Source organism: Bacillus licheniformis DSM 13 = ATCC 14580, assembly GCF_000011645.1.
Taxonomy (GTDB): Bacteria; Bacillota; Bacilli; order Bacillales; family Bacillaceae; genus Bacillus; species Bacillus licheniformis.
Genome location: NC_006270.3, coordinates 2,648,261 through 2,668,586 on the forward strand (window position 1 = coordinate 2,648,261; position 20,326 = coordinate 2,668,586).

The 20,326-nt window shown below is 45.3% G+C and carries 24 protein-coding genes and 2 pseudogenes; 6 read left to right on the forward strand and 20 right to left on the reverse strand.

Annotated elements, in window-relative coordinates:
* Position 1: 1 nt before the first annotated feature.
* Together TRNA_RS35125 and TRNA_RS35130 are read right to left on the reverse strand one after the other, a co-directional pair.
* Positions 2–571 (reverse strand): ComE operon protein 2, encoded by a 570-nt coding sequence (locus tag TRNA_RS35125; protein ID WP_003183690.1) that lies wholly within the window; start codon positions 569–571, stop codon positions 2–4.
* 68 nt (positions 572–639) lie between these two features.
* On the reverse strand, positions 640–1,269 hold the full coding sequence (locus TRNA_RS35130) for a helix-hairpin-helix domain-containing protein (RefSeq protein ID WP_003183693.1): 630 nt from the start codon (positions 1,267–1,269) through the stop codon (positions 640–642).
* Between the two features lie 83 nt (positions 1,270–1,352).
* Here TRNA_RS35130 and comER point away from each other — a divergent pair, with 83 nt between their 5' ends.
* On the forward strand, positions 1,353–2,174 hold the full coding sequence (comER, locus tag TRNA_RS35135) for a late competence protein ComER (protein WP_011198131.1): 822 nt from the start codon (positions 1,353–1,355) through the stop codon (positions 2,172–2,174).
* 69 nt (positions 2,175–2,243) lie between these two features.
* Here the strand turns inward: comER and TRNA_RS35140 are convergent, their stop codons facing one another.
* Genes TRNA_RS35140 through TRNA_RS35175 form a run of 8 tightly spaced genes read right to left on the reverse strand, consistent with a single transcriptional unit; the run spans position 2,244 to position 7,269 of the window.
* A complete protein-coding gene (locus tag TRNA_RS35140; protein WP_011198132.1) occupies positions 2,244–2,999 on the reverse strand; it encodes a class I SAM-dependent DNA methyltransferase in 756 nt (251 codons plus the stop codon).
* On the reverse strand, positions 2,996–3,352 hold the full coding sequence (rsfS, locus tag TRNA_RS35145; protein ID WP_003183699.1) for a ribosome silencing factor: 357 nt from the start codon (positions 3,350–3,352) through the stop codon (positions 2,996–2,998). The genes TRNA_RS35140 and rsfS overlap by 4 nt, the downstream gene beginning before the upstream one ends.
* 13 nt (positions 3,353–3,365) lie before the next feature.
* A complete protein-coding gene (yqeK, locus tag TRNA_RS35150) occupies positions 3,366–3,929 on the reverse strand; it encodes a bis(5'-nucleosyl)-tetraphosphatase (symmetrical) YqeK (RefSeq protein WP_003183701.1) in 564 nt (187 codons plus the stop codon).
* Positions 3,919–4,488, reverse strand: coding sequence for a nicotinate-nucleotide adenylyltransferase (locus TRNA_RS35155; protein WP_003183702.1), 570 nt, complete (start codon positions 4,486–4,488; stop codon positions 3,919–3,921). Before TRNA_RS35155 ends, yqeK begins: the two co-directional genes overlap by 11 nt.
* Positions 4,489–4,506: 18 nt before the next feature.
* Positions 4,507–4,797, reverse strand: a complete 291-nt coding sequence (yhbY, locus tag TRNA_RS35160; RefSeq protein WP_003183704.1) for a ribosome assembly RNA-binding protein YhbY — start codon at positions 4,795–4,797, stop codon at positions 4,507–4,509.
* The gene (gene aroE, locus TRNA_RS35165; protein ID WP_003183706.1) at positions 4,791–5,627 is read right to left on the reverse strand and encodes a shikimate dehydrogenase; all 837 of its coding nucleotides are present in this window, start codon (positions 5,625–5,627) and stop codon (positions 4,791–4,793) included. Before aroE ends, yhbY begins: the two co-directional genes overlap by 7 nt.
* Before the next feature lie 19 nt (positions 5,628–5,646).
* Positions 5,647–6,747, reverse strand: coding sequence for a ribosome biogenesis GTPase YqeH (gene yqeH, locus TRNA_RS35170; protein WP_003183708.1), 1,101 nt, complete (start codon positions 6,745–6,747; stop codon positions 5,647–5,649).
* Positions 6,748–6,750: 3 nt separating this feature from the next.
* Positions 6,751–7,269, reverse strand: coding sequence for a YqeG family HAD IIIA-type phosphatase (locus TRNA_RS35175; RefSeq protein ID WP_009327861.1), 519 nt, complete (start codon positions 7,267–7,269; stop codon positions 6,751–6,753).
* A gap of 368 nt (positions 7,270–7,637) precedes the next feature.
* On the opposite strand from TRNA_RS35175, the gene TRNA_RS35180 reads away from it, so the two are divergent.
* Positions 7,638–7,778 (forward strand): sporulation histidine kinase inhibitor Sda, encoded by a 141-nt coding sequence (locus tag TRNA_RS35180; RefSeq protein WP_003183713.1) that lies wholly within the window; start codon positions 7,638–7,640, stop codon positions 7,776–7,778.
* A 116-nt stretch (positions 7,779–7,894) separates the two neighbouring features.
* Here the strand turns inward: TRNA_RS35180 and TRNA_RS43915 are convergent, their stop codons facing one another.
* From TRNA_RS43915 to TRNA_RS35195, 4 genes are all read right to left on the reverse strand, one after another.
* Positions 7,895–8,050 carry a hypothetical protein gene (locus tag TRNA_RS43915; RefSeq protein ID WP_003183715.1) on the reverse strand — a complete coding sequence of 52 codons (156 nt, stop codon included), beginning with the start codon at positions 8,048–8,050 and terminating at the stop codon, positions 7,895–7,897.
* 77 nt (positions 8,051–8,127) lie between these two features.
* Positions 8,128–8,859 (reverse strand): SGNH/GDSL hydrolase family protein, encoded by a 732-nt coding sequence (locus TRNA_RS35185; protein WP_011198133.1) that lies wholly within the window; start codon positions 8,857–8,859, stop codon positions 8,128–8,130.
* A gap of 143 nt (positions 8,860–9,002) precedes the next feature.
* A complete protein-coding gene (locus TRNA_RS35190) occupies positions 9,003–9,764 on the reverse strand; it encodes a GNAT family N-acetyltransferase (RefSeq protein WP_011198134.1) in 762 nt (253 codons plus the stop codon).
* 31 nt (positions 9,765–9,795) lie between these two features.
* The gene (locus TRNA_RS35195) at positions 9,796–10,167 is read right to left on the reverse strand and encodes a DUF2294 domain-containing protein (protein WP_011198135.1); all 372 of its coding nucleotides are present in this window, start codon (positions 10,165–10,167) and stop codon (positions 9,796–9,798) included.
* Positions 10,168–10,473: 306 nt separating this feature from the next.
* On the opposite strand from TRNA_RS35195, the gene fdhF reads away from it, so the two are divergent.
* Positions 10,474–13,413: a formate dehydrogenase subunit alpha gene (gene fdhF, locus TRNA_RS35200; protein WP_003183723.1), complete on the forward strand. Its 2,940-nt coding sequence runs from the start codon at positions 10,474–10,476 to the stop codon at positions 13,411–13,413.
* A gap of 21 nt (positions 13,414–13,434) precedes the next feature.
* The gene (locus TRNA_RS35205; protein WP_003183725.1) at positions 13,435–13,914 is read left to right on the forward strand and encodes a DUF1641 domain-containing protein; all 480 of its coding nucleotides are present in this window, start codon (positions 13,435–13,437) and stop codon (positions 13,912–13,914) included.
* A gap of 75 nt (positions 13,915–13,989) precedes the next feature.
* Here the strand turns inward: TRNA_RS35205 and TRNA_RS35210 are convergent, their stop codons facing one another.
* On the reverse strand, positions 13,990–14,226 hold the full coding sequence (locus tag TRNA_RS35210; RefSeq protein ID WP_003183727.1) for a hypothetical protein: 237 nt from the start codon (positions 14,224–14,226) through the stop codon (positions 13,990–13,992).
* A gap of 234 nt (positions 14,227–14,460) precedes the next feature.
* Between TRNA_RS35210 and sigK the strand changes: the two genes are divergently transcribed.
* A complete protein-coding gene (gene sigK, locus TRNA_RS35215) occupies positions 14,461–15,186 on the forward strand; it encodes an RNA polymerase sporulation sigma factor SigK (RefSeq protein WP_003183729.1) in 726 nt (241 codons plus the stop codon).
* A gap of 153 nt (positions 15,187–15,339) precedes the next feature.
* On the opposite strand, the pseudogene TRNA_RS35220 reads toward sigK, so the two are convergent.
* A pseudogene (locus tag TRNA_RS35220) lies at positions 15,340–15,795 on the reverse strand (hypothetical protein); the annotation flags it as partial.
* 55 nt (positions 15,796–15,850) lie between these two features.
* Complete coding sequence (locus tag TRNA_RS35225; protein WP_009327846.1) at positions 15,851–16,375, reverse strand: GNAT family N-acetyltransferase; 525 nt, start codon at positions 16,373–16,375, stop codon at positions 15,851–15,853.
* Positions 16,376–17,177: 802 nt separating this feature from the next.
* Here TRNA_RS35225 and TRNA_RS35230 point away from each other — a divergent pair.
* Positions 17,178–17,465: pseudogene (locus TRNA_RS35230) on the forward strand (sigma factor-like helix-turn-helix DNA-binding protein); the annotation flags it as partial.
* A 98-nt stretch (positions 17,466–17,563) separates the two neighbouring features.
* Here the strand turns inward: TRNA_RS35230 and TRNA_RS35235 are convergent.
* From TRNA_RS35235 to TRNA_RS35245, 3 genes are read right to left on the reverse strand one after another with little or no spacing between them, the layout of a single operon-like run.
* The gene (locus tag TRNA_RS35235; protein ID WP_011198138.1) at positions 17,564–18,796 is read right to left on the reverse strand and encodes an alanyl-tRNA editing protein; all 1,233 of its coding nucleotides are present in this window, start codon (positions 18,794–18,796) and stop codon (positions 17,564–17,566) included.
* Positions 18,797–18,819: 23 nt separating this feature from the next.
* The gene (locus TRNA_RS35240; protein WP_009327843.1) at positions 18,820–19,926 is read right to left on the reverse strand and encodes a D-TA family PLP-dependent enzyme; all 1,107 of its coding nucleotides are present in this window, start codon (positions 19,924–19,926) and stop codon (positions 18,820–18,822) included.
* Entirely contained in the window at positions 19,923–20,312 is a 390-nt protein-coding gene (locus TRNA_RS35245; RefSeq protein WP_011198139.1) for a RidA family protein, read from the reverse strand. Before TRNA_RS35245 ends, TRNA_RS35240 begins: the two co-directional genes overlap by 4 nt.
* Positions 20,313–20,326 lie beyond the last annotated feature (14 nt).

Below are 20,326 nucleotides of genomic sequence, written 5' to 3' on the forward strand. Positions count from 1 at the left end.
GTTACACGTAGCTTGTAAACAGTTTGTTGGCCTCTTCGTGTATTTTCCTGATCTCCTCTTCCTCAAGGCCTTTATCAGCCAGCTGTTTGATCAGATCGGCTACAAACGCCAACTTTTCCTGGTTTTTCAAGTCGATAATCATCTCATCGAGCTCTACCTGCTCCACTTTAACAGAAGCCTGATCGAAAAGTTCAACCGCGTAAGGATGGTTTTTGTAATCCTTCGCATAGTATATCGTTTTAATACCTGCCTGAATGATCGATTTACAGCATTGAATGCACGGAAAATGTGTGACATATATTTCAGCGCCTTCGGTCGGAACACCGAATTTTGCACACTGAAGAATCGCGTTCATCTCGGCGTGAATCGTTCTAATGCAGTGCCCGTCCACCATATAGCAGCCTTCATCCGCACAGTGAACGCCTCCGGCGATCGATCCGTTGTAGCCTCCCGCTATAATTCGTTTATCCCTGACAATCGTCGCTCCTACAGCAAGCCTTGTACACGTGCTGCGAAGCGCCAGCAAATGGCTTTGCGCCATAAAATATTGATCCCAAGAAATCCGTTCCACTTGTTTTCCCTCCAAAAATACGATGTCGACTTCCCTAAGTTTACATATGATGATCCGCAAACGTCAATTTACTTTACCGTGATTGCAGATTTTATTCTTTCAAAAGACTTTTCTCCAATTCCCGAAACGTTTGTTATGTCTTCTACCGTGTGAAACGGTCCGTTCTCCTCGCGGTATTCGATAACCGCTTCCGCTTTTGAAGGGCCGATGCCGGGAATCGCCTGAAGCTCCTCAGAGGAAGCCGTATTGATATTGACGATATCGACGGAAGCGCCATCTGCCCTTGAACCCGCTTTCGAGAAAGAATCAGCAGCCTCTTCCCCCTCAAATGGAATGTAAACCACCATACCGTCCTGCAAAACGGCTGCAAGGTTAATTTGCTTTTGATCCGCTTTTTTCTCGGTGCCGCCTGCTTTTTTCAATACATCGTGGACCCTGTCTCCCTCTTTCATTTGATAGACGCCCGGATTTTTCACAGCGCCTTTCAAATCGATGATAACCGCCTCTTTTCCCGCGCTTTTTTCCCGTTTCACCTCCTCCTTCTTGTCATACGTCTGTGCAGAAGCCTCCTCGGGAATGGAGAGGCCGGATGAAGTTTCACGCTTTCCGCTTAACAGCATGAAGGCAGCGCTGATGATCAAGACGAGTGCAACGCCTCCCGCAGCATGCCATTTATATTGTTTTAGCCAATCTGTCAAACCTGCTCACCTGCTTTCATACATATTTTGACTGAAGCCTTCATATCGTTTAAAAGATACAGGTTCAAAGGAGGGGAGAACGATTGAATATCGGCTTTATCGGGACAGGAAATATGGGGACCATTTTAATTGAGGCGTTGATTGAATCCAGAGCGGTCATTCCCTCATCTTTAACAATTACTAACCGAACGATCGACAAAGCGTTAAACATAAAAAAACGATTCCCAGACATTCAGGTTGCAGAACGGCCGGAAGAAGTGATTACGGAAAGTGATGCCGTGTTTATCTGTGTAAAGCCGCTGGATATTTATCCTTTGCTAAAACGGCTTTCACCCGTCTTCACCCGCGATCAGACTGTGGTAACCATTACGAGTCCGGTGCAGGTCGAACAGCTGGAAACCATCGTCTCCTGCCAGGCGGCAAGAGTGATCCCGAGCATTACGAACAGAGCGCTGTCCGGCGTGTCATTATTGACTTTCGGAGAAAGCTGCACAGCTGAGGCAAAAGAAAAATTGACGGCTTTAGTAAGCAAGATCTCAATCCCTCTCGAAATCGAAAGCGAGATTACGAGGGTCGCCTCAGACATTGTCAGCTGCGGCCCTGCCTTTGTCAGCTATTTGGTTCAGGAGTTTATTCAGGCGGCTGTCGAAGAAACATCCGTGTCAAAAGAGGACGCTATTTTAATGACGAAAGAGATGCTGGTCGGTTTGGGAAGGCTCCTCGAAACAGGCCTTTACACACTGCCCGCCCTGCAGGAAAAGGTTTGCGTTAAAGGCGGTGTAACCGGTGAGGGAATTAAGGCGCTGGAAAGCGGTGTTCAGGATATGTTCCGCCAGATGTTCCGAAACACCCATTTGAAGTATGAAGAAGATATCGCTCTAGTCAAGAAGCAATTTTCCGTTTGATTCATTGTTTCACGAATGTACTGAGATCTCAACAAAGGAAAAATGCATTATGAAAAACCATCGTTACGATTAAACGATGGTTTTTGTTTTTTTTGCTGTATAAAAATGACGTTCCGACTCTGCGCTAGGCTCCAATTTTGAAAAATCAGCACTGATGCACTGCACCTCAAATCCGGCTTGCCGCAATAAACTGATGTACTTTTCCGTCTGGAAAGTCCGCTGTTCATGCGATTCATCAAACCTTTCGTATACGTCTCTATTTTGTACAAAGAAGGTCAAATCGTGAACAGCTGAATGAGGCTCTTCCCCCGCATAGCTTTGCCAGATGACGCTCACTTCTTCATCCTGATCGGCATACGTACTTCCCGGAAAAATGACATCCATTTTGTAAACGGAATGAACATCAAACAGAAGAAGACCGCCCTCTTTTAATAGAGAAAAAACGTTTTTAAAAGTATTGAAAACGTCTTTTTCGCTCTTTAGATAATTCAGCGAGTCACAGCAGATCGCAACCGCGTCAAACTCTTGTCCGTGCCCGGCAAGTTCGCGCATATCCTGCTGAAAGAACTGAATATCGAGCTGCCTGACGGCTGCTTTGTACTGGGCCTGGGCAAGCATGTCTTCGCTGATATCGATTCCTGTGACATCATAGCCTTTTTCAGCCAGGCGGACAGATATTTCACCCGTTCCGCACGCCAGATCAAGCACCCGTATACGTTCTTTCTGCTGCGCGCCGATCGTTTGTTCAATCCAGCTGACCCACTGATCGTAAGGAGCATGAGACATCAGCTTGTCATAAATACTGGAAAATCCTTTATAGATCATTCATTAACTCCGAACGAAAGGTCTTCAATCGGCGCGTCTCCCCACAGCTTTTCAAGGTTGTAATAGCCTCGTTCCTCTTTGTGGAAAACGTGGACAACGACGTCGCCCAAATCGATTAAAACCCATCTGGCTTCGTCAAAGCCCTCCATTTTCTTCACATCAATTCCATTTTCTTCAGCTTGATCCTTAATTTCCCGGGCAATGGCCTGAACCTGTTTGTCAGAGTTCCCATGGCAAATCAGAAAATAGTCAGCCACGAGGGAAATCCCCTGCATATTCAAGGCGATAATATCTTCCGCCCGTTTATCATCGCAGGCCTCTGCGGCAATTTTTAAAATTGAAGCTTGATCCATTCAGTAATTCCTCCTAATGTCTATCGTTTACTAAAGCATTATATGTGGCGACCGTTTCCGGATAAACGGCCTGATTTTTTGAAATTAAAAAGGTAATCGTATTTTTCAATGCCTGGATGAGCGCCGAATCCAAATCTTCCTCAGCGAGAGTCCGAACCTCTTCAACCCCCGGAAAACGGCGGCCCGGCTCGATATAATCCGCTACATAAACCACTTTTTCAAGAAGAGTCATATTGGGCCTTCCAGATGTATGGAACCGAATGGCTGACAGGATGTCTTCATCCGTAATTCCGACCTCTGTTTTGACAAGCGCTGCTCCTGCCGGCGCATGCCAAAGTTCATGATGAAAATTGAGCACTTCAAGCGGCCCGCCTCCGTCGAGGATGATTTGTTTCATCTCCTCTTTTGGGCGAAATTTGGCGTAGTCATGAAAGATCGCGGCGATTTCGGCTTTTTTCAGATCTGCGCCAAACCGTTCAGCAAGTTTGACAGCCGTCTCCATCACGCCGACCGTATGGATGTAGCGCTGTTCTGTCAGCTGTTCTTTCACGCAGGCTAAGGCTTCCTCACGTTTCATATAAACGATTCTCCTTCACATAGACCTTCACTTCGTCAGGTATTAAATAATCTGTCGGCTGCCGATTTTTAATGCGGTCCCTGAGCAAAGATGATGACACTTCAAAAATAGGCACATCGACAAAAACGAGCGGATACGGCGTCTCAATTTGAAAGCCGGGCCGCTTCACCCCGACAAACTGAATCATGTTGACAAGCTTGTCAATGTTTGACCATTTCGGCAGGTATTCCACCATATCCGCGCCGATAATAAAGTAAAACTCATGATCAGGGTATCGGTCTTTCAGCAGGCGAACGGTATCAAATGTATAAGAAGGGCCTTCCCTTTCGAGTTCGATCGTCTCCAGTTTAAATTGCTCTTTCCCCGAAATGGCGAGCTTCAGCATTTCAACCCTGTGCATACTTAGTGAAAACGAGTTTTTTTGTTTATGCGGCGGAATTTGGTTGGGCATAAACCAGATTTCATCAAGATCCAGTTTGTACAGGACTTCATTTGCCATTAATAAATGCCCGTTGTGCGGAGGATCGAATGTCCCTCCAAAAATCCCGATTTTCCTCATGATTACCACCTTTAAGCATTAAGGAAGCTCAATTTTTTTATTTTCTTTTGACTCCTTATACAGCACAATAATGTTTCCGATCGTCTGCACCAGTTCGGCGCGCGCTCCGCCCGCCAGCGCTTCGGCTACTTCCTCTTTAGGCTGCTCGCAGTTTTGCAGCACGCTCACCTTGATCAATTCTCTTGCTTCAAGAGCTTCGCTGATTTGTTTGACCATATTTTCGTTGACTCCGCCTTTGCCGACTTGAAAAATCGGTGACAGATGATGCGCTTCCCGGCGCAAATAGCGTTTTTGTTTTCCTGTTAGCATGATTTTCCTCCTAGTTGCTGCAACACAATTGATTTCATTTTTTCCATATTCGGCTCATGTCCTGTCCACAGCTCAAAAGCAAGGGCTGCCTGGCCGATGAACATGCCGACTCCGTCCAATGTTTTCAAGCCTTTTGCTTCAGCCTCATGCAGCAGGGCCGTTTTCAGCGGATTGTAGATAATATCGCATACAAGGCACGTTTCTTTCGCATTCGCCAATGAAAGCGGGGCAGCTTCGACATTCGGATGCATCCCGACCGACGTCGTTTGAATCACGATATCATATGCTGACAAGTCTGCTTCCGCTTCCTGCAGTGACAAGGCGCGTGCCTCTCCATCAAAACGCTGAGTGAATGCTAATGCCTTTTCAGGCGTACGATTCGCCACATCAAGCCGCTTGGGCGTCTCGGCTGCCAGAGTGGTAAATATCGCCCTCGCCGCACCGCCTGCTCCGATCAACAGTATCGAGAGCTCAGAAAGCGGACGATCAAGGGATGGCTTCAGCGATTTAAGAAACCCTGCTCCATCTGTATTATATCCGACCAGCCCTTCTTTTTCTCTTCTGACAGTGTTTACCGCCCCGAGAGCTTCGGCGCTTTCATCAATACGGTCGAGATGCTTCATGATCGATACTTTGTGGGGGACGGTCACATTAAACCCTTGAATGCCAAGGGCCCGCATACCTTTCACAGCATCTTCAAGATCTTCGTTTTCCACGCGAAAAGCGTGATAATGCCCTTCTAAAGAAAGATCCTTCAAAGCCGCATTATGGATGTCCGGAGACATGGAATGGGCCACCGGATTGCCAATCAGTCCGTATATCGGTTTCATAACTCTCTCCCCTTAGCACTTATATTAGAGATCTGCGCAAAAACACGTGAACGCCTTTAGGGGCGTGGGCGACAATTTTTTGGTTTGCCCCCTGGACCGTTACCCAGCCAAGGCCCGAGAACACAACGTCCGTTTTCGGCTCTTTAATCGTAAACGTATGTTTGACAAGCGCCGGAAACGAGTCAAGATCTTCTTTTGCAGGGGGAGCAAGCATTTCCCCAGCGTGCTTTTCATACAGCTGATCCGCGTTTTCAAGCTTTGTTCTATGGATCTTGAGTTCATTCGGCATATAGCATACAAACGAAGACCTGCCTCCGCTTGCATAATCAAACCGCGATAATCCGCCGAAAAACAGCGTCTGTTCCTCGTTCAGCTGAAAGGTGCGCGGCTTCAGCTCCTTCTTCGGCGTCAATATTTTCAGATCGCGTTTCGCGACATAGTGCGCCATTTGATGATGGTTGATGATTCCCGGCGTATCATACATCGCAGATCCATCATCCAGAGGGATTTCAATCGCATCAAGCGTCGTCCCCGGATATTGGGATGTCGTGATAATGTCGTCTTCTCCGGAAACCTCTTTAATAATCCGGTTGATGAACGTTGATTTCCCGACGTTCGTACATCCGACGACATACACGTCCTTGCCTTGTCTGTAATGTTCGATCGCGTCGATCGCATCTTTCATCCCCTGCCCGCGCCCGGCGCTGACGAGCAGCACATCAACAGGCCTTAAGCCAAGCTCTTTCGCCTCGCGCTTCATCCAGTTTACAAGGCGCTCGCGCTTGACTGATTTAGGGAGAATATCTGCTTTGTTTCCTATTAATAAGATCGGATTACCTCCGACAAAGCGGTTCAGTCCGTTGATCCAGCTTCCGTTGAAATCAAAGATGTCGACGATTTTCACGATGAGTGAATCCGTTTCCCCGATGCCGTGCAGAATCTTCAAAAAGTCATCGTCCGTCAGTGAAACATCTTGAATTTCGTTATAATTTTTCAATCTGAAGCAGCGCTGGCAGATGACGTCTTCTTTTAACAGCGATGCTTCAGGCGCATAGCCCAGTTTATTTTTATCTTCGGTTTGAATGGCGACTCCGCATCCGATACAAACTACCTTTTCCATTCATTATTCCTCCCACTGAATATGGCCTTTCCGTTTTAGAGCGCTGAGAATTCTGCGTTCGACTTGGCGGTTGAAACGCGTAAAAAAGCCGTCGGAAGCAGCCACAGGCACGACAAGAATGGTATGGAACCCGTTGCGGTTCCCTCCAAGCACATCTGTCATGAGCTGATCTCCTATGACAACGACGTCTTCTTTTTTAAGACCCATATTTTTAACGGCTTTTCTGAAAGCTCTGCCCATCGGTTTTTTCGCTTTGTAAATAAACGGAATATTAAGCGGTTCAGAAAATATTTTGACGCGTTTTTCATTATTATTAGAGACAATTGTCACTTTAATCCCGTGCTCTTTCATCTCTTCAAACCACTCGATAAGACGCGGTGTAGCACTCGGCCTGTCCCATTCTACAAGCGTATTGTCCAAATCTGTAATAATCCCTTTTACATTGCGCTCTTTTAGTTTTTCAGGGGTAATATGAAAAATATTTTTTACAAATTCATCCGGCAAAAAAAACTTTTTTAACACAAAGCCGCACCCTTTCCTTTCAATTACTGCTTCTTTTTTCAATGTGTCGAATCAAATCTAAAAGTGTCTTAAAAAATCGGCTGTCCGAAAAGTTTTCGACATATAATAGGATTCTTCAACAGGTGTGGATAAAATTACACACAGTATCCACTCATATTTCATCGACCTTTTATTAAATTATAAACATGATACCCACAAGTTATCCACTTTTTGGTGTGGATAACAGAACGATTGTTCTCGCCCAATATTCATGATAGATTATAGGTACTTCAAACAAAGATCATATAACTTAACATTTTATGCTTATTCCAAACAGGTTATTCCAATTTTCATGAGGAGGTGTCTTCCCCATTAAATGGGTACCGAGTATGAAAAAGCTGTCTGATGAACTTTTAATAGAATCATACATTAAAGCAAATGAGATGAATTTGAACCGCGAATTCATCGAGCTGATTGAAACCGAAATCAAAAGAAGGTCGCTCGGTCATCTGCTTTCCGTCTCTTCATAGCTCAAGCACTCCCGGGCGCTCTTGCCGCTTTTTTTCACTTAGGTTGATATTATATCACTTGAATAATACGCTTACTACTGTTTTTCATGAAAAAACACCTCTCTATAAAAGAGGTGCTATTTGAAGAATCCGCGAGGACTAAGCCAGTAGAACCCGCCGATGACCAGCAGGACGACTAAAAGGACGACAACGAACGCATATCCGTATGCGGCGCCTGCATATCCGGGATAAGCCGGGTACGAACACGGACCAGCGGGAAAAGGATATCCCATCGCATCATTCCTCCTTTGGTCTGTTATAGTAACAGCCTATGAAGAAAAAGGAGAAATGGCTAGGCCTTTTACTTAAATCAAGACGTTTTTATGATTTTGCTTTTGTTAATTCCTTCAAAAATAATTCGCGCGCCTTTTGGGGTTAAGTGATTTCCCGATGGGTCGATAAACCTCGAATGGATCAGCTTCTCATCTGTAGCTCCGCCCGCTTTTTTCACGATGTTTTTCCAGTTGTCGATAAGCGGAACATCAAGTTCCCGCGCCGTTTCCCTTGTGACGTCATTATAGGAATCGTGCCATTTACGCGCTCCACCGTATTTTTCAAACGAAGAAGCCCGGTATCTTGCATAATAAAAGATGTTGTCCCCGCTTCCTTCGACGATCGGCAGGCACGTCATTAAAACCGGCTCTATCCCGCGGCGGCGGCTTTCTTTAACAAAATAATAAAGGTTTTCTTTAAACCTTTTTTTGGATACGCGCGGCAGCCCTTTCGTAAGAATTGCTGCATCATTTGTTCCGAACATGATAAAAAGATATGCCGGCTGCTTGTCCAGCACATCCTTCCTGAACCGAAACCTGGCGTCTTCCGTCGTTTCTCCGCCTATTCCTGCATTATTTATTTTGTACTGCCCTTGAAGGGAAGTCTGAAGTAAATTGACCCACTTTTCCGCTTTTGGATAATCGCGAAATTGCCAATTTGAGCCGCGTGTATTGCTGTCTCCAAATGCTACGACTTTTCTGGGATCGTCCTCTCCGCAGCCTGAAAGCAGAAGCAGAAAAACGAGAACCATCACCAAGCTTTTTTTCATTCGTTCCACCTCCAAAAGCCAATACTACGATCATATAGGAGAGAAGCCGCACTTTCAACGGGAGAACTCTTTGTCATCCTGCCGCATCCAGTCCTTGCTATGCCTTTAACCTGTCCCCCCTGTTTAAAAACATTCGTATTGGTTCACGGTTTTCCGACAAATAAAGAATAAGTTTTGACAGGTCGAAAACCTAATTTTTCAGCGAGGCGGATCGATGCGCGGTTTTGCCGGTCGCAATCCCAACGCGGTTTCAAACGGTTCTTTATTGCATGTGCGATAAAGGCGCTGGCGCAGCTGACTGCAAATCCCCGCCCCCTGTAATCCGGGTGTGTTGCGATATCAACTTCGGCAAAGCGTTCCGAACAAAAAATGGTGACACATTCGCTTGCGACCACACCTCCATGCAACACTTTAAACCCGAAACCGTTCTTCAAAAAACGGCTGGCCCCTCCCCAATACTCATCAGCGTATTTTTCAGTAAAATTCGCGCTTTTTTGAAGGTCATCTTCAGTAAATCTTTCAACCCCGGCAAATGCTGCGCCGCAATCACGCTCCTCTTTTCCGAGGAAAAATGACACGCGCTCCATTTGCTGCAGAGGATCGCCAAGCCCCCCGATTAAAAAAGCGTCCCACTCTTCAGAAGCCGAAAACACGGTAAAGCGCGCTCCGCTCCTCTGTTCATTTAAATAATGGAGCCACTCGCTTCTTCCGCTGTCCGGAGGGTTTCCAGCGACATAATAAATCCCGGAAGATGTTCGAAAAAGAGCAGTGGCCGGTGTGAGGAAATCATCGACATAGACGTTTCCTTCGATGATTCCTTCGGCTATCGCATGCGCGAATGTCGGGCTTTCTTCCGCTAACAAAGCCTTTGCTTTTCGTTTTTCACTCGATTTCAGTTCAATCATCATGACTCCCCCTCGAACTTGAGACAGATCATCAAGCCCCGCCGGCTGATTCGGCGACGCCTTCAATATTGCGGTCAAAGATAAAAACAGACACTGCAATATCCTCCTGAATTTTGATGTCCGTAAAAAGGTGCTCTAGCTTCGCTCCGATAAGCTCCTCCATTCCTTCCGGCACGTGATTGGAGTAGTGTTTCTGAATCAGGGTCGTCCTTGCCGCATGCACCATTTCCCTTCCCTCCGGCGTGCTTGCGATAAACTGCTCGCTCGCCGTCAAATTGCCGTACAGTGTCGAAACTGCCATATTGTCGACAAAGACCGTTCGTATCCGTTCAGGCCCCTTGCCAAACAGCTCTTTTCGAAGCTTGCGAATCATATCGTTGAATTCATGGATTTTTTTAGACATCATGCATACCCCTTCCGTTTAAAACCTTACACCTGTCTCGATGTCCCCTTAGACATTTCACTTGGTTAAAATTTTCCTATTCTATTGAATTATAATCAATATCACTTTATAATTAAAGCCGGGCTGATGGATTTGTAATACCGTCGTGTTATGAATCTATCGAATCTGACAATATAGGATTGGTCTGTTAGTAAGCTTTGCTAGTAAACTATTCCGCCATGTATGTTTATACCGATTTCCCGCGCCGGAAATCGGTATATATGTACATGGCTTTTTTGATTTTGAACATGATGGAGGGAAATGAAGATGGACGGAAAGCCAATCAGTATCCGGATAGACGGCAAAGAATTTGAAGCAGTGGCCGGGGCAACCGTTTTAGACATATTGAACAAAAACGGGTTTGAACACCCGCAAATATGCCATGTACCAGAGACGGATCCTATTCAAACGTGTGATACGTGTATTGTGGAAGCAGACGGAAAATTAAAACGGGCATGCTCCCTGCGGGCTGAAGACGGAATGACGATCAGCCTGTCAGCAGAACGGGTCAAAGCTGCACAAAAAGAAGCAATGGACCGCCTGCTCGAAAATCATTTGCTCTATTGTACGGTATGCGACAACAACAACGGGAACTGTAAGCTACATAATACGGCAGAAATGATGGGAATCGAAGACCAGAAATACCCTTACACGCCTAAAGAAGACCCGTCTTGCGCCGTCGATATGTCACACCCCTTTTACCGCTATGATCCGAATCAGTGCATTGCTTGCGGACAATGTGTTGAAGTTTGCCAAAACCTGCAGGTCAATGAGACGCTCTCGATTGACTGGGAGCTTGAACGGCCGCGGGTAATCTGGGATGAAGGCGTATCAATCAACGAATCCTCATGCGTCAGCTGCGGGCAGTGTGTCACGGTCTGTCCGTGCAATGCGTTAATGGAAAAATCAATGCTTGGAAAAGCCGGTTTCATGACAGGCATCAAACCGGATGTCATGGAGCCGATGATCGACCTTGTCAAAGATGTAGAGCCGGGATACAGCAGCATCTTTGCCGTTTCAGAAGTCGAGGCGGCGATGCGTTCACAGCGGACCAAAAAGACAAAAACCGTCTGTACGTTCTGCGGTGTCGGCTGTTCATTTGAAGTATGGACAAAAGGCCGTGACATCTTAAAAATTCAGCCGGTTTCAGAAGCTCCAGTCAATGCCATCTCGACGTGTGTGAAAGGGAAATTCGGATGGGATTTCGTCAATTCGGAAGAACGTTTAACCAAACCGCTGATCCGCAAAAATAACGAATTTGTCGAATCGACTTGGGAAGAAGCGCTTGACTACGTTGCCCGCAGATTAGGCTCGATTCGGGAGCAGAACGGAAAAGACGCAGTCGGATTTATTTCGTCTTCAAAAATCACGAATGAAGAAAACTACTTAATGCAAAAGCTGGCGCGGCAAGTATTTGGCACTAACAATGTCGACAACTGCTCGCGCTACTGCCAGTCTCCGGCAACAGACGGATTGTTCCGCACGGTCGGCATGGGCGGCGATGCAGGCACCATTCAAGACATCGCGAAAGCAGGCCTCGTCATCATCGTCGGCGCCAACCCGGCCGAAGGCCACCCGGTACTGGCGACCCGCGTGAAGCGCGCCCATAAGCTTCACGGACAAAAGCTGATCGTCGCCGATCTTCGCAAAAACGAAATGGCCGAACGCTCGGATCTGTTCATCAGACCGCGGCAAGGAACTGATCAAGTATGGCTGATGGCCGTGACAAAGTATATGATCGACCAGGGCTGGCACGATCAGGCGTTTATCGATGAAAACGTCAATTTCTTTGAGGAATATAAGCAATCTCTTGAGACATACACCCTTGAATATGCAGAAAAAATTACAGGCATCCATAAACAGACGCTGATTCAAATCGCTGAGATGATCCGCGACGCCGACGGTACATGCATTCTTTGGGGAATGGGGGTCACCCAAAACACGGGCGGTTCCGACACGTCCGCAGCGATTTCAAACCTGCTTTTAGCTACCGGGAATTACCGCCGCCCGGGCGCAGGAGCTTACCCGCTCCGCGGCCACAACAATGTCCAGGGCGCCTGCGACATGGGGACGCTTCCCGGCTGGCTTCCGGGATATCAGCACATTACAGATGACAAAGCGCGGAAAAAGTTCGAACAAGCTTACGGCACAACAATCGACGAGGAGCCCGGACTTGACAACATTGAAATGCTTCACGCCGTTGAAGAAGGCAAAATGAAAGCCATGTATATCGTCGGAGAAGATATGGCTTTAGTCGATTCAAACGCAAACCGGGTCCATGACATTTTATCAAGCCTTGAATTCCTTGTGGTTCAGGATGTGTTCCTTTCGAAAACAGCTCAATACGCCGACGTCGTTCTGCCTGCGTCAGCTTCTCTTGAAAAAGATGGAACTTTTACAAACACGGAAAGACGTGTCCAGCGGTTGTATCAGGCGCTCCCGCCGCTCGGAGATGCGAAGCCGGACTGGGTTATCATTCAAGACATCGCAAACCGGCTTGGAGCTGACTGGAGTTACAGCCACCCTGGCGACATTTTTTCAGAAATGGCAAGCCTGTCTCCGCTGTTCTCCAAGGCGGATTATGACGCAATTGAAGGATGGAACAGCTTCCTGTGGGGCAGCTTGACCGGAGAAAGCACGCCTCTTTTGTATGAAGACGGCTTTAACTTTCCTGACCGGAAAGCGCGCTTTGCCATCGCAGACTGGGCAGAGCCCGCCGAATTTCCTGAGGAGTACGACCTTCACATTAACAACGGCCGAATGCTGGAGCATTTTCACGAAGGCAATATGACAAACAAATCGGCAGGCATCCAGGCAAAAGTGCCGGACGTCTTTGTGGAAGTCTCGCCTGAGCTCGCCAAAGAACGGGGCATCTGCGACGGATCGCAGGTCAGGCTGATCTCGCCGTTTGGCGCCGTAAAATTAACGGCGCTTGTGACAGACCGGGTCAGAGCGAACGAACTTTATCTGCCGATGAACTCGACAGATAAAGAATCGGCGATCAATTTCTTGACCGGTCCCGCAGTAGATGCGCGCACCAATACACCGGCTTACAAGCAGACCAAGGTTCGTATGGAAGTGCTCGGCGGATGTGCAGAACCGCCGCTTCCGAAAACAAATCCGCGCAATAAGAAACGCCATCCGCAAAACGGGGCTGAAGTCGAGCGGAAATGGAAGCGTCCGGGGTACGTTCATTTAACAGACTAAATCAAAAGGAGGTCATCACACATGGCAGCTCCCATCACCGCCATCCGCAAAGAAGAAAAATCTGAGGAGCAAATAAAGCTTGAAAAACTCGAAGAACTCAAAGCCCTTTTGGCTGAACAGGAAGCCGCCGTTTCAAAAACGATGAAGCTTCTCGGCGAACTGAACGGCCTCGGGATCCTTGATGCCGCAGACAGCATGATCGGCGCGAAGGAAGACATCGCCAAAATCGTCCTCGGCCAGCTGTCCAAAGAGCCGGCCAAAAACCTGATGAATACAGCCATTGCAGCAGGCGGCGCTCTCTCCAAAGCCGAACCGGAAGTCATGGGGAAACTTGTAGAAAGCATCGTCGCCGGCACAAAACAAGGAGAGGACTTTTTAAAAAGCGATAAAAAAACCGGAGTCCTCGATCTGCTGAAAGCCATGAACGATCCGGACATCAACCGGGCCGTCGGCTTCGGCCTGCAATTTTTAAAAGGCATGGGAAAAGCGCTGAAAGAATAACAAATAAGAAAACCGGCTCACCACTTTGAGCCGGTTTTCCTATTGGCGATAGAAGCACCGTCGCTTTCTGTCGCCTCATTTGCTGTGTGTTTCATCTTTTTTATTCAGCGATTCTTTTAAAATATTAAAAACTGCCGCCGCAATAACGACAGTCATTAACCCTGTCGTCAGCAGGTTTGGGAAGGTTTCCTGAACTCCGATCATGACCACGCTCAACACAATCAACGAAAGTATGAACAGACGTTTGTTTTTCATCTGCCGCACCGGACCGGCTGGTTGATAGCGTTTACGATATGGTGAACCGTCCGGCACCCTCACCCCCTTACCTTTATTATCCCGCTCTTGTTAACTTTTGTAAACGGCTAAAAAATGGAAGCGATTGCAACGGTCGCCCTTTCCGGCGAAAACAAGCGGCTTCATGCCGAACAGAACGCCGGAATATTTGGCAGTCCGGCAATTTTGCCGGGTACAGACACAGACATCCCCCCTCCCACATACATTTACATATAGGCTTCTGCCTACATACATTTTGTGGAGGTGCCGTTAATGACAGGTGTTTTTGCAGCGCTCGGTTATGTCATCAAGGAACTCGTTTTTTTAGTATCATATGTGAAAAACAATGCCTTTCCACAACCGCTGTCAAGCAGTGACGAAAAAAAGTACTTGGAGCTGATGGCCCAGGGGGATGAACACGCGAGAAACATGCTGATCGAACATAACCTCCGGCTGGTCGCCCACATCGTCAAAAAATTCGAAAACACAGGCGAGGATGCAGAAGACCTGATTTCCATCGGAACGATCGGGCTGATCAAAGCAATCGAAAGCTATTCAGCCGGAAAAGGAACTAAGCTCGCCACTTATGCGGCGCGTTGTATAGAAAACGAGATCCTCATGCATTTGCGCGCATTGAAAAAAACGAAAAAAGACGTCTCACTCCATGACCCGATCGGCCAGGACAAAGAAGGCAACGAAATCAGCCTCATTGATGTCCTCAAATCGGAAAACGAAGACGTCATCGACACCATCCAGCTCAACATGGAGCTTGAAAAAGTGAAAAAATACATCGACATCCTGGACGGCAGAGAAAAAGAAGTCATCGTCGGCCGCTTCGGCCTTGATTTGAAGAAAGAGAAAACACAGCGCGAAATTGCGAAGGAGCTTGGGATTTCGCGGAGCTATGTGTCGCGGATTGAGAAACGGGCGCTGATGAAGATGTTTCATGAGTTTTATCGGGCGGAGAAGGAGAAAAGGAAGAAGGCGAAGGGGAAGTGAGATCGATGAAGAGGCTCGGAATTATATAAACCCGGCCTCTTTTTATGCGAGCTAATTTGGCTGGGTAACGGGCGCGTCTTCTGCTTGATGAAGTTTCCCCGTATGGAATAAATCAGCCAATTTTGAATGCTCTTGGAGCGTGTAAACTTCACCAGTGAGCATTTGTTTATTTGGCTTTTTTATGTGTGGGATGAAGATTATGGCAAGGACAATTGTAGAAACTAAGAACCCGGCATGATAACCTTTTAAGCTATTCGCAATCGTTGGTTGCAATCCTTCCATGACAGTTGCGCCAACGGTTGCGATCACAGCTGAACCGAAGCTTGAACCAGGGTTTTCAATATTATTAATACCGACACCTGCTTCTGGAAGTTGTTTTCTGTCAAGCCCTGTATAAGCGTCACTCGCCAACGGAAGATTTCCCCCGATACTGGTGCAGCGGATGAACAATACGATGGAAATCCAGATCAAACTTGTTTTATCGGTGATTAAGATAAGCGGAAAAACAAGACTGATCATAACCACGGATTTCGCACCAATCTTATCAATCATTTTTCCGATCATTGGCCTGGTAACGAGCATCCCGATTCCCAAAGCAACCAAACAGATTTTTTTATTTCATCTGCCTACCTTTAGGGGAGCATATAATAACACGTAGATCATTTTATAACAAAAAACCATTTATATCCGTCCAGCCGATAGCAATAGCTTTGAAATAATCTTCACCGAATTGTATTTGTTTTGTTGTGCTCTGCCTTCCACCTAGCTTTTCATAAAAATTTATCGATGGATTACCGGCTAAAACCCATACCAATAATGATTTTATGTTTTTCTTTACAAGCTCCTCTACAATCGCCTTCATTAGTCGAGATCCGATTCCTTTTTTCTGATACTGTAACAACAGATAAATCGCGGAAACTTCACCCTTATATTTGCTAAGATGATCGCGGTTTGGACCTCCGGAAGCAAAGCCTATAATTTTACCGTCGGTTTCTTCTGCAACATAGACAATATCTTGATTTTTAGGATCACTTAATGAAGTTCTCCAAAGCTTTGCCTGATTTTCGACAGAAAGCTTAGATAACGTGTCATCAGGCAATACTCCTTGATATGTGGTTTTCCAACTTTCCACATGAACTTTGGCAATTGAATTAGCGTCTGACACTTTGGCTTTTCTTATTAAAATCATTTTCCCTCCTATAATTAATATTTTTCTTAAAGAGGATATCGCAAATATCGGCGGCTTCTCTTAAATGGTTAAAATCTGAATATATCTTTTATCTTTTATTGGATTACATCGAAGGTCTAGGGGTATTGTTTTGAAGAAGGCCTCGCCTTACACCTGGCAATTCTTCAATCAAATTACTTCTAGGAACTAGAGCTTCCTGAGGTATATCTCCCCCAAAATTCTGGGAGATTACATTTATATTTTATTAGCTTCCCTGAATTGATATAATAAGCAACATTGGTTTCGGGGTCTTGAATTAAAATGCTAATTTCCATTGATTCCTCAACAGGAGTTATCTCTGTCAGTTCTTGCAATAACTCTTCATTCGAACAGCTAATGAAGTTATGGTCAAAACTGTTTGTTTTACTCTGCTCGCAGGAACCCTTGTCTATACCTGTCAAAGAAATTGCCGCTCCAACCAAAGTGCCTGCCGAAACGTTATTTGTTATAGTCCCCTTGTACTTCTTTGTATGCTGACAAGCCTCATTCAAATTCTTTTTTTGATTCTAATATTACACCGTTTAATAAGTTCATGCCCGTTGACGGAGTCATAAAACAAGCACCTGCAAAAAAAGTGCTACTCTCCCACTTGAATATACAAATCATTACCTTTTATTTTATAAAAAGGAGTTTTTTACGCAATACTTTTGTCAATTCCAATTCTCTAAAGTCAATAAATCGCTTTTGGTATGTAACATGCTATTGTAAAACTCTTTTTATCTGAACTTTTCACCTGAATTCCAAACAGTAACCTATGGGCCGCCACGAAACCAGTCTCATCGATGTCCTCGGGATCAGAAAACGAAGACGTCATCGACACCATCCAGCTCAGGCACAGGCCTGAAAAAGTCAAAAAATACAACGACATCCTCGACGGCAGAGAAAAAGAAGTCATCGCCGGCGCCTCAGCCTTGATTTGAAGAAAAAAACGCAGCGCGAGATCGCGAAGGAGCTCGGGATTTCGCGCTGCGATGTGTCCCGGATTGAAAAGCGCGCATTGTTCAAGATGTTTCATGAGTTTTACCAGGCGGAGAAGGGGAAAGGGAAATGATGTCATGGAAGCCGGCCTAAAACACCGGCTTCCATTTCTTTCTGCCAGGCCCTTAATAAAGCTTGTTATCCAATTACAGAGGCCTGTTGAAGTTACTTTTAATTTTCTTCTGAGTTTATTTGTATTGCTATAATGTTCATAACATTTTTCATAAATTTCTCTTTTGTGAATGAAGCAGTCCCTCCACCTTGAGCGAACATTTTATTTCCCCCACCTTTTCCATCAATAAGGGAAAGAGCTTCTTGCATTAGGTCTCTCATGTTCATTTTATTTGCTTCACCTCGCCCGCAAACCAATTGGAAGCGATGATCGTTCTCTGACAAGAAAAAAATAAGGGCCCGTTTTTCTCGATCAGCAATCATTTTTGCTAGCTTTTGAAGTTCTTGAATCGATCGATCTGAAAACGTTTCTATCACCATTACAGTATCATTTTGAATTGCGCTTTTTGCTAATAATTCATTGGCTTCATACTGAAGGTTTTTTTCATAAGATTCTAGAAGCGCTTTGTCTAGCTTCTTTACATTTTCAAGCAACCGTTTGATAGCTTCGCTTAATTCCCCTTCAGGACGATTAAGTAATCCAGTCAATTCAACGATTGCTTTTTGTTTTTGATCGAATTGGGTTATGACCCGATTACCGCATACAAAATACAGACGAATTTTTTTCCTCTGTCTTTCCCAATTCAATACTTTTATTGCTCCGACTTCTCCTGTAGCGCTCGGGTGTGTTCCGCCGCATCCGTTGTAATCAAATTCATCAATCATGACAAGACGAATATTTTCTTTTACAGATGGGAGTTTACGAATCGGATAATTTACTAAGTCATCATATTCTACCCACTTTGCGACTATGGACCTATTTTCCGTTATGATCTCGTTTGCAAGCTTCTCTGCTTTGCCTGCCATTTCCTCTGTTAATTCTGATACATCAAGGTCAATGGTAACCGTATCATTTCCAAGATGGAATCCAACTGTATGAAGATCATACAGCTGCGCGAATGCCGCCGACAAAATATGCTGCCCGGTGTGCTGTTGCATGTGATCAAAACGCCGCTCCCAATCAATAACCCCAACAACCTGATCATTTAAATGCGGCAAAGGCCTTTCTACATAATGACGAATTTCTCCATCTATCTCATCAACGTTTAAAACTTTGACTCCGTTCAATGTTCCTGTATCATGAGGCTGGCCCCCGCCTGTTGGATAAAAGGCTGTTTCCTCTAGGATAATATAAACATCACCTTTTTTGTCCTGTTGTTGTTTCAAGATTTTCGTTTCAAACGTTTTTAGATAGGGATCTTTGTAAAATAGTTTGTGATGATTCGGACTCATGCCATCTCCCCTTATTTTTTAAATTATTGAAGTCTTCCTCTAGCTTCAATATTTAATTCATCTACAACCTCTCCATTATCGACTAAATAGGCTTTATCGTGCAAGTTGCATACTGGGCAGATATGATTTGGAATAATTCGCACCTTATCTCCAATGCTTACTTTTTTGTTGAATTCTTCATGATAAATAATAGCATGTTCGTCGAATACGCCATGAATATAAACGTCCTCGTATTCTTTGATACGGCCAAGCCCTTTGGTTGCAGTAAGCCCTTCGCTTCGTGTTTGGGCGGTAATTCCCTTGGCCCCTACGTCTGTAATGACTCGTTCTTTTGTTGGTTTACTAATCACGGTTGTGAGTACAGAAGCAGCACAGCGATCATACGTACCAATTACATTTGCTTGTGAGGCGTCCATAAAAATGTAAGTGCCAGGTCTGATTTCTGTCACCCCTTCTGGAATATCAAACTTAAACATGAAGGGAGGAGTAGAGCCAATACTAACCACTTTCGGCTTTAGATCCATTTCTTCCGCAATTCGGGCGAAATGTAATGTTCGTTCTACACTTTCTTTATAGAGTTCTTTACAATGGGCTACACTTTTCGCTTTATAAGAATGTCCGTCATGTGAGAAGATTCCTTTTAGCTCGACATTTTGACACGTTTTGATTAATTCTAATAAAGTACGAAAATCATCTTCTTCAATAATTCCGGAGCGTTGTTCTCCTACTTCAATTTCCACCAACACTTGGGCTTTCTTTGAAGCTCCTTCAAATACTTCTTCAATTTCACGTACTTGATACGCACTATCGATTCCAAAAGAGATATCAATCGTTTCAGATAGTTTTCTAATACGTTCAAGCTTTGATTTCCCAACAATTTCATTTGCGATAAAGATATCTTTTAAGCCATTTCTCGCCATCACTTCAGCTTCTCCTACTTTCGCTACAGCGATTCCTACAGCTCCCATCTCTTCTTGCAGTTTAGCTAATTTAGGCATTTTATGTGTTTTTGTATGAGGGCGTAAGCTTACCTTCTGTTCGTTAGCGTAATTTTGCATATCCTTCATATTGCTTAACATCACGTCTTTATCGATTAAAAGAGCTGGTGTATCTAATTGTAAATCATTCATTGTGCCTCCTCCTTTATCGCTGCAATGGCTTCAACTTCAACAAGACACCCGGCATATAAATGATTTGATGGAACAACTACTCTTGCCGGTTTATGATTGCCGAAGAAATGAGCATAGACCTCATTGATATCCGGCCAATACTTTACATCTGGGGTATAAAGTCTGCATAATATCACATCTTCCTTGGCTAATCCCCGTTCCTTGAGGACAAGCTCCATATTTGCCAATGCCTGTTTTGCTTCTTCTTTTATGCCCCCAGCTGGAATTTTTCCCGTTTCTGGATTCATCGACAACTGCCCTGAAATATAGAGAACATCATTGTGTTCCATAGCTGGCACGTAATGGCCCCCATCCCGTGTTGAATACTTCGTGTGTACAGGCTTCAATATAATCTCCCCCT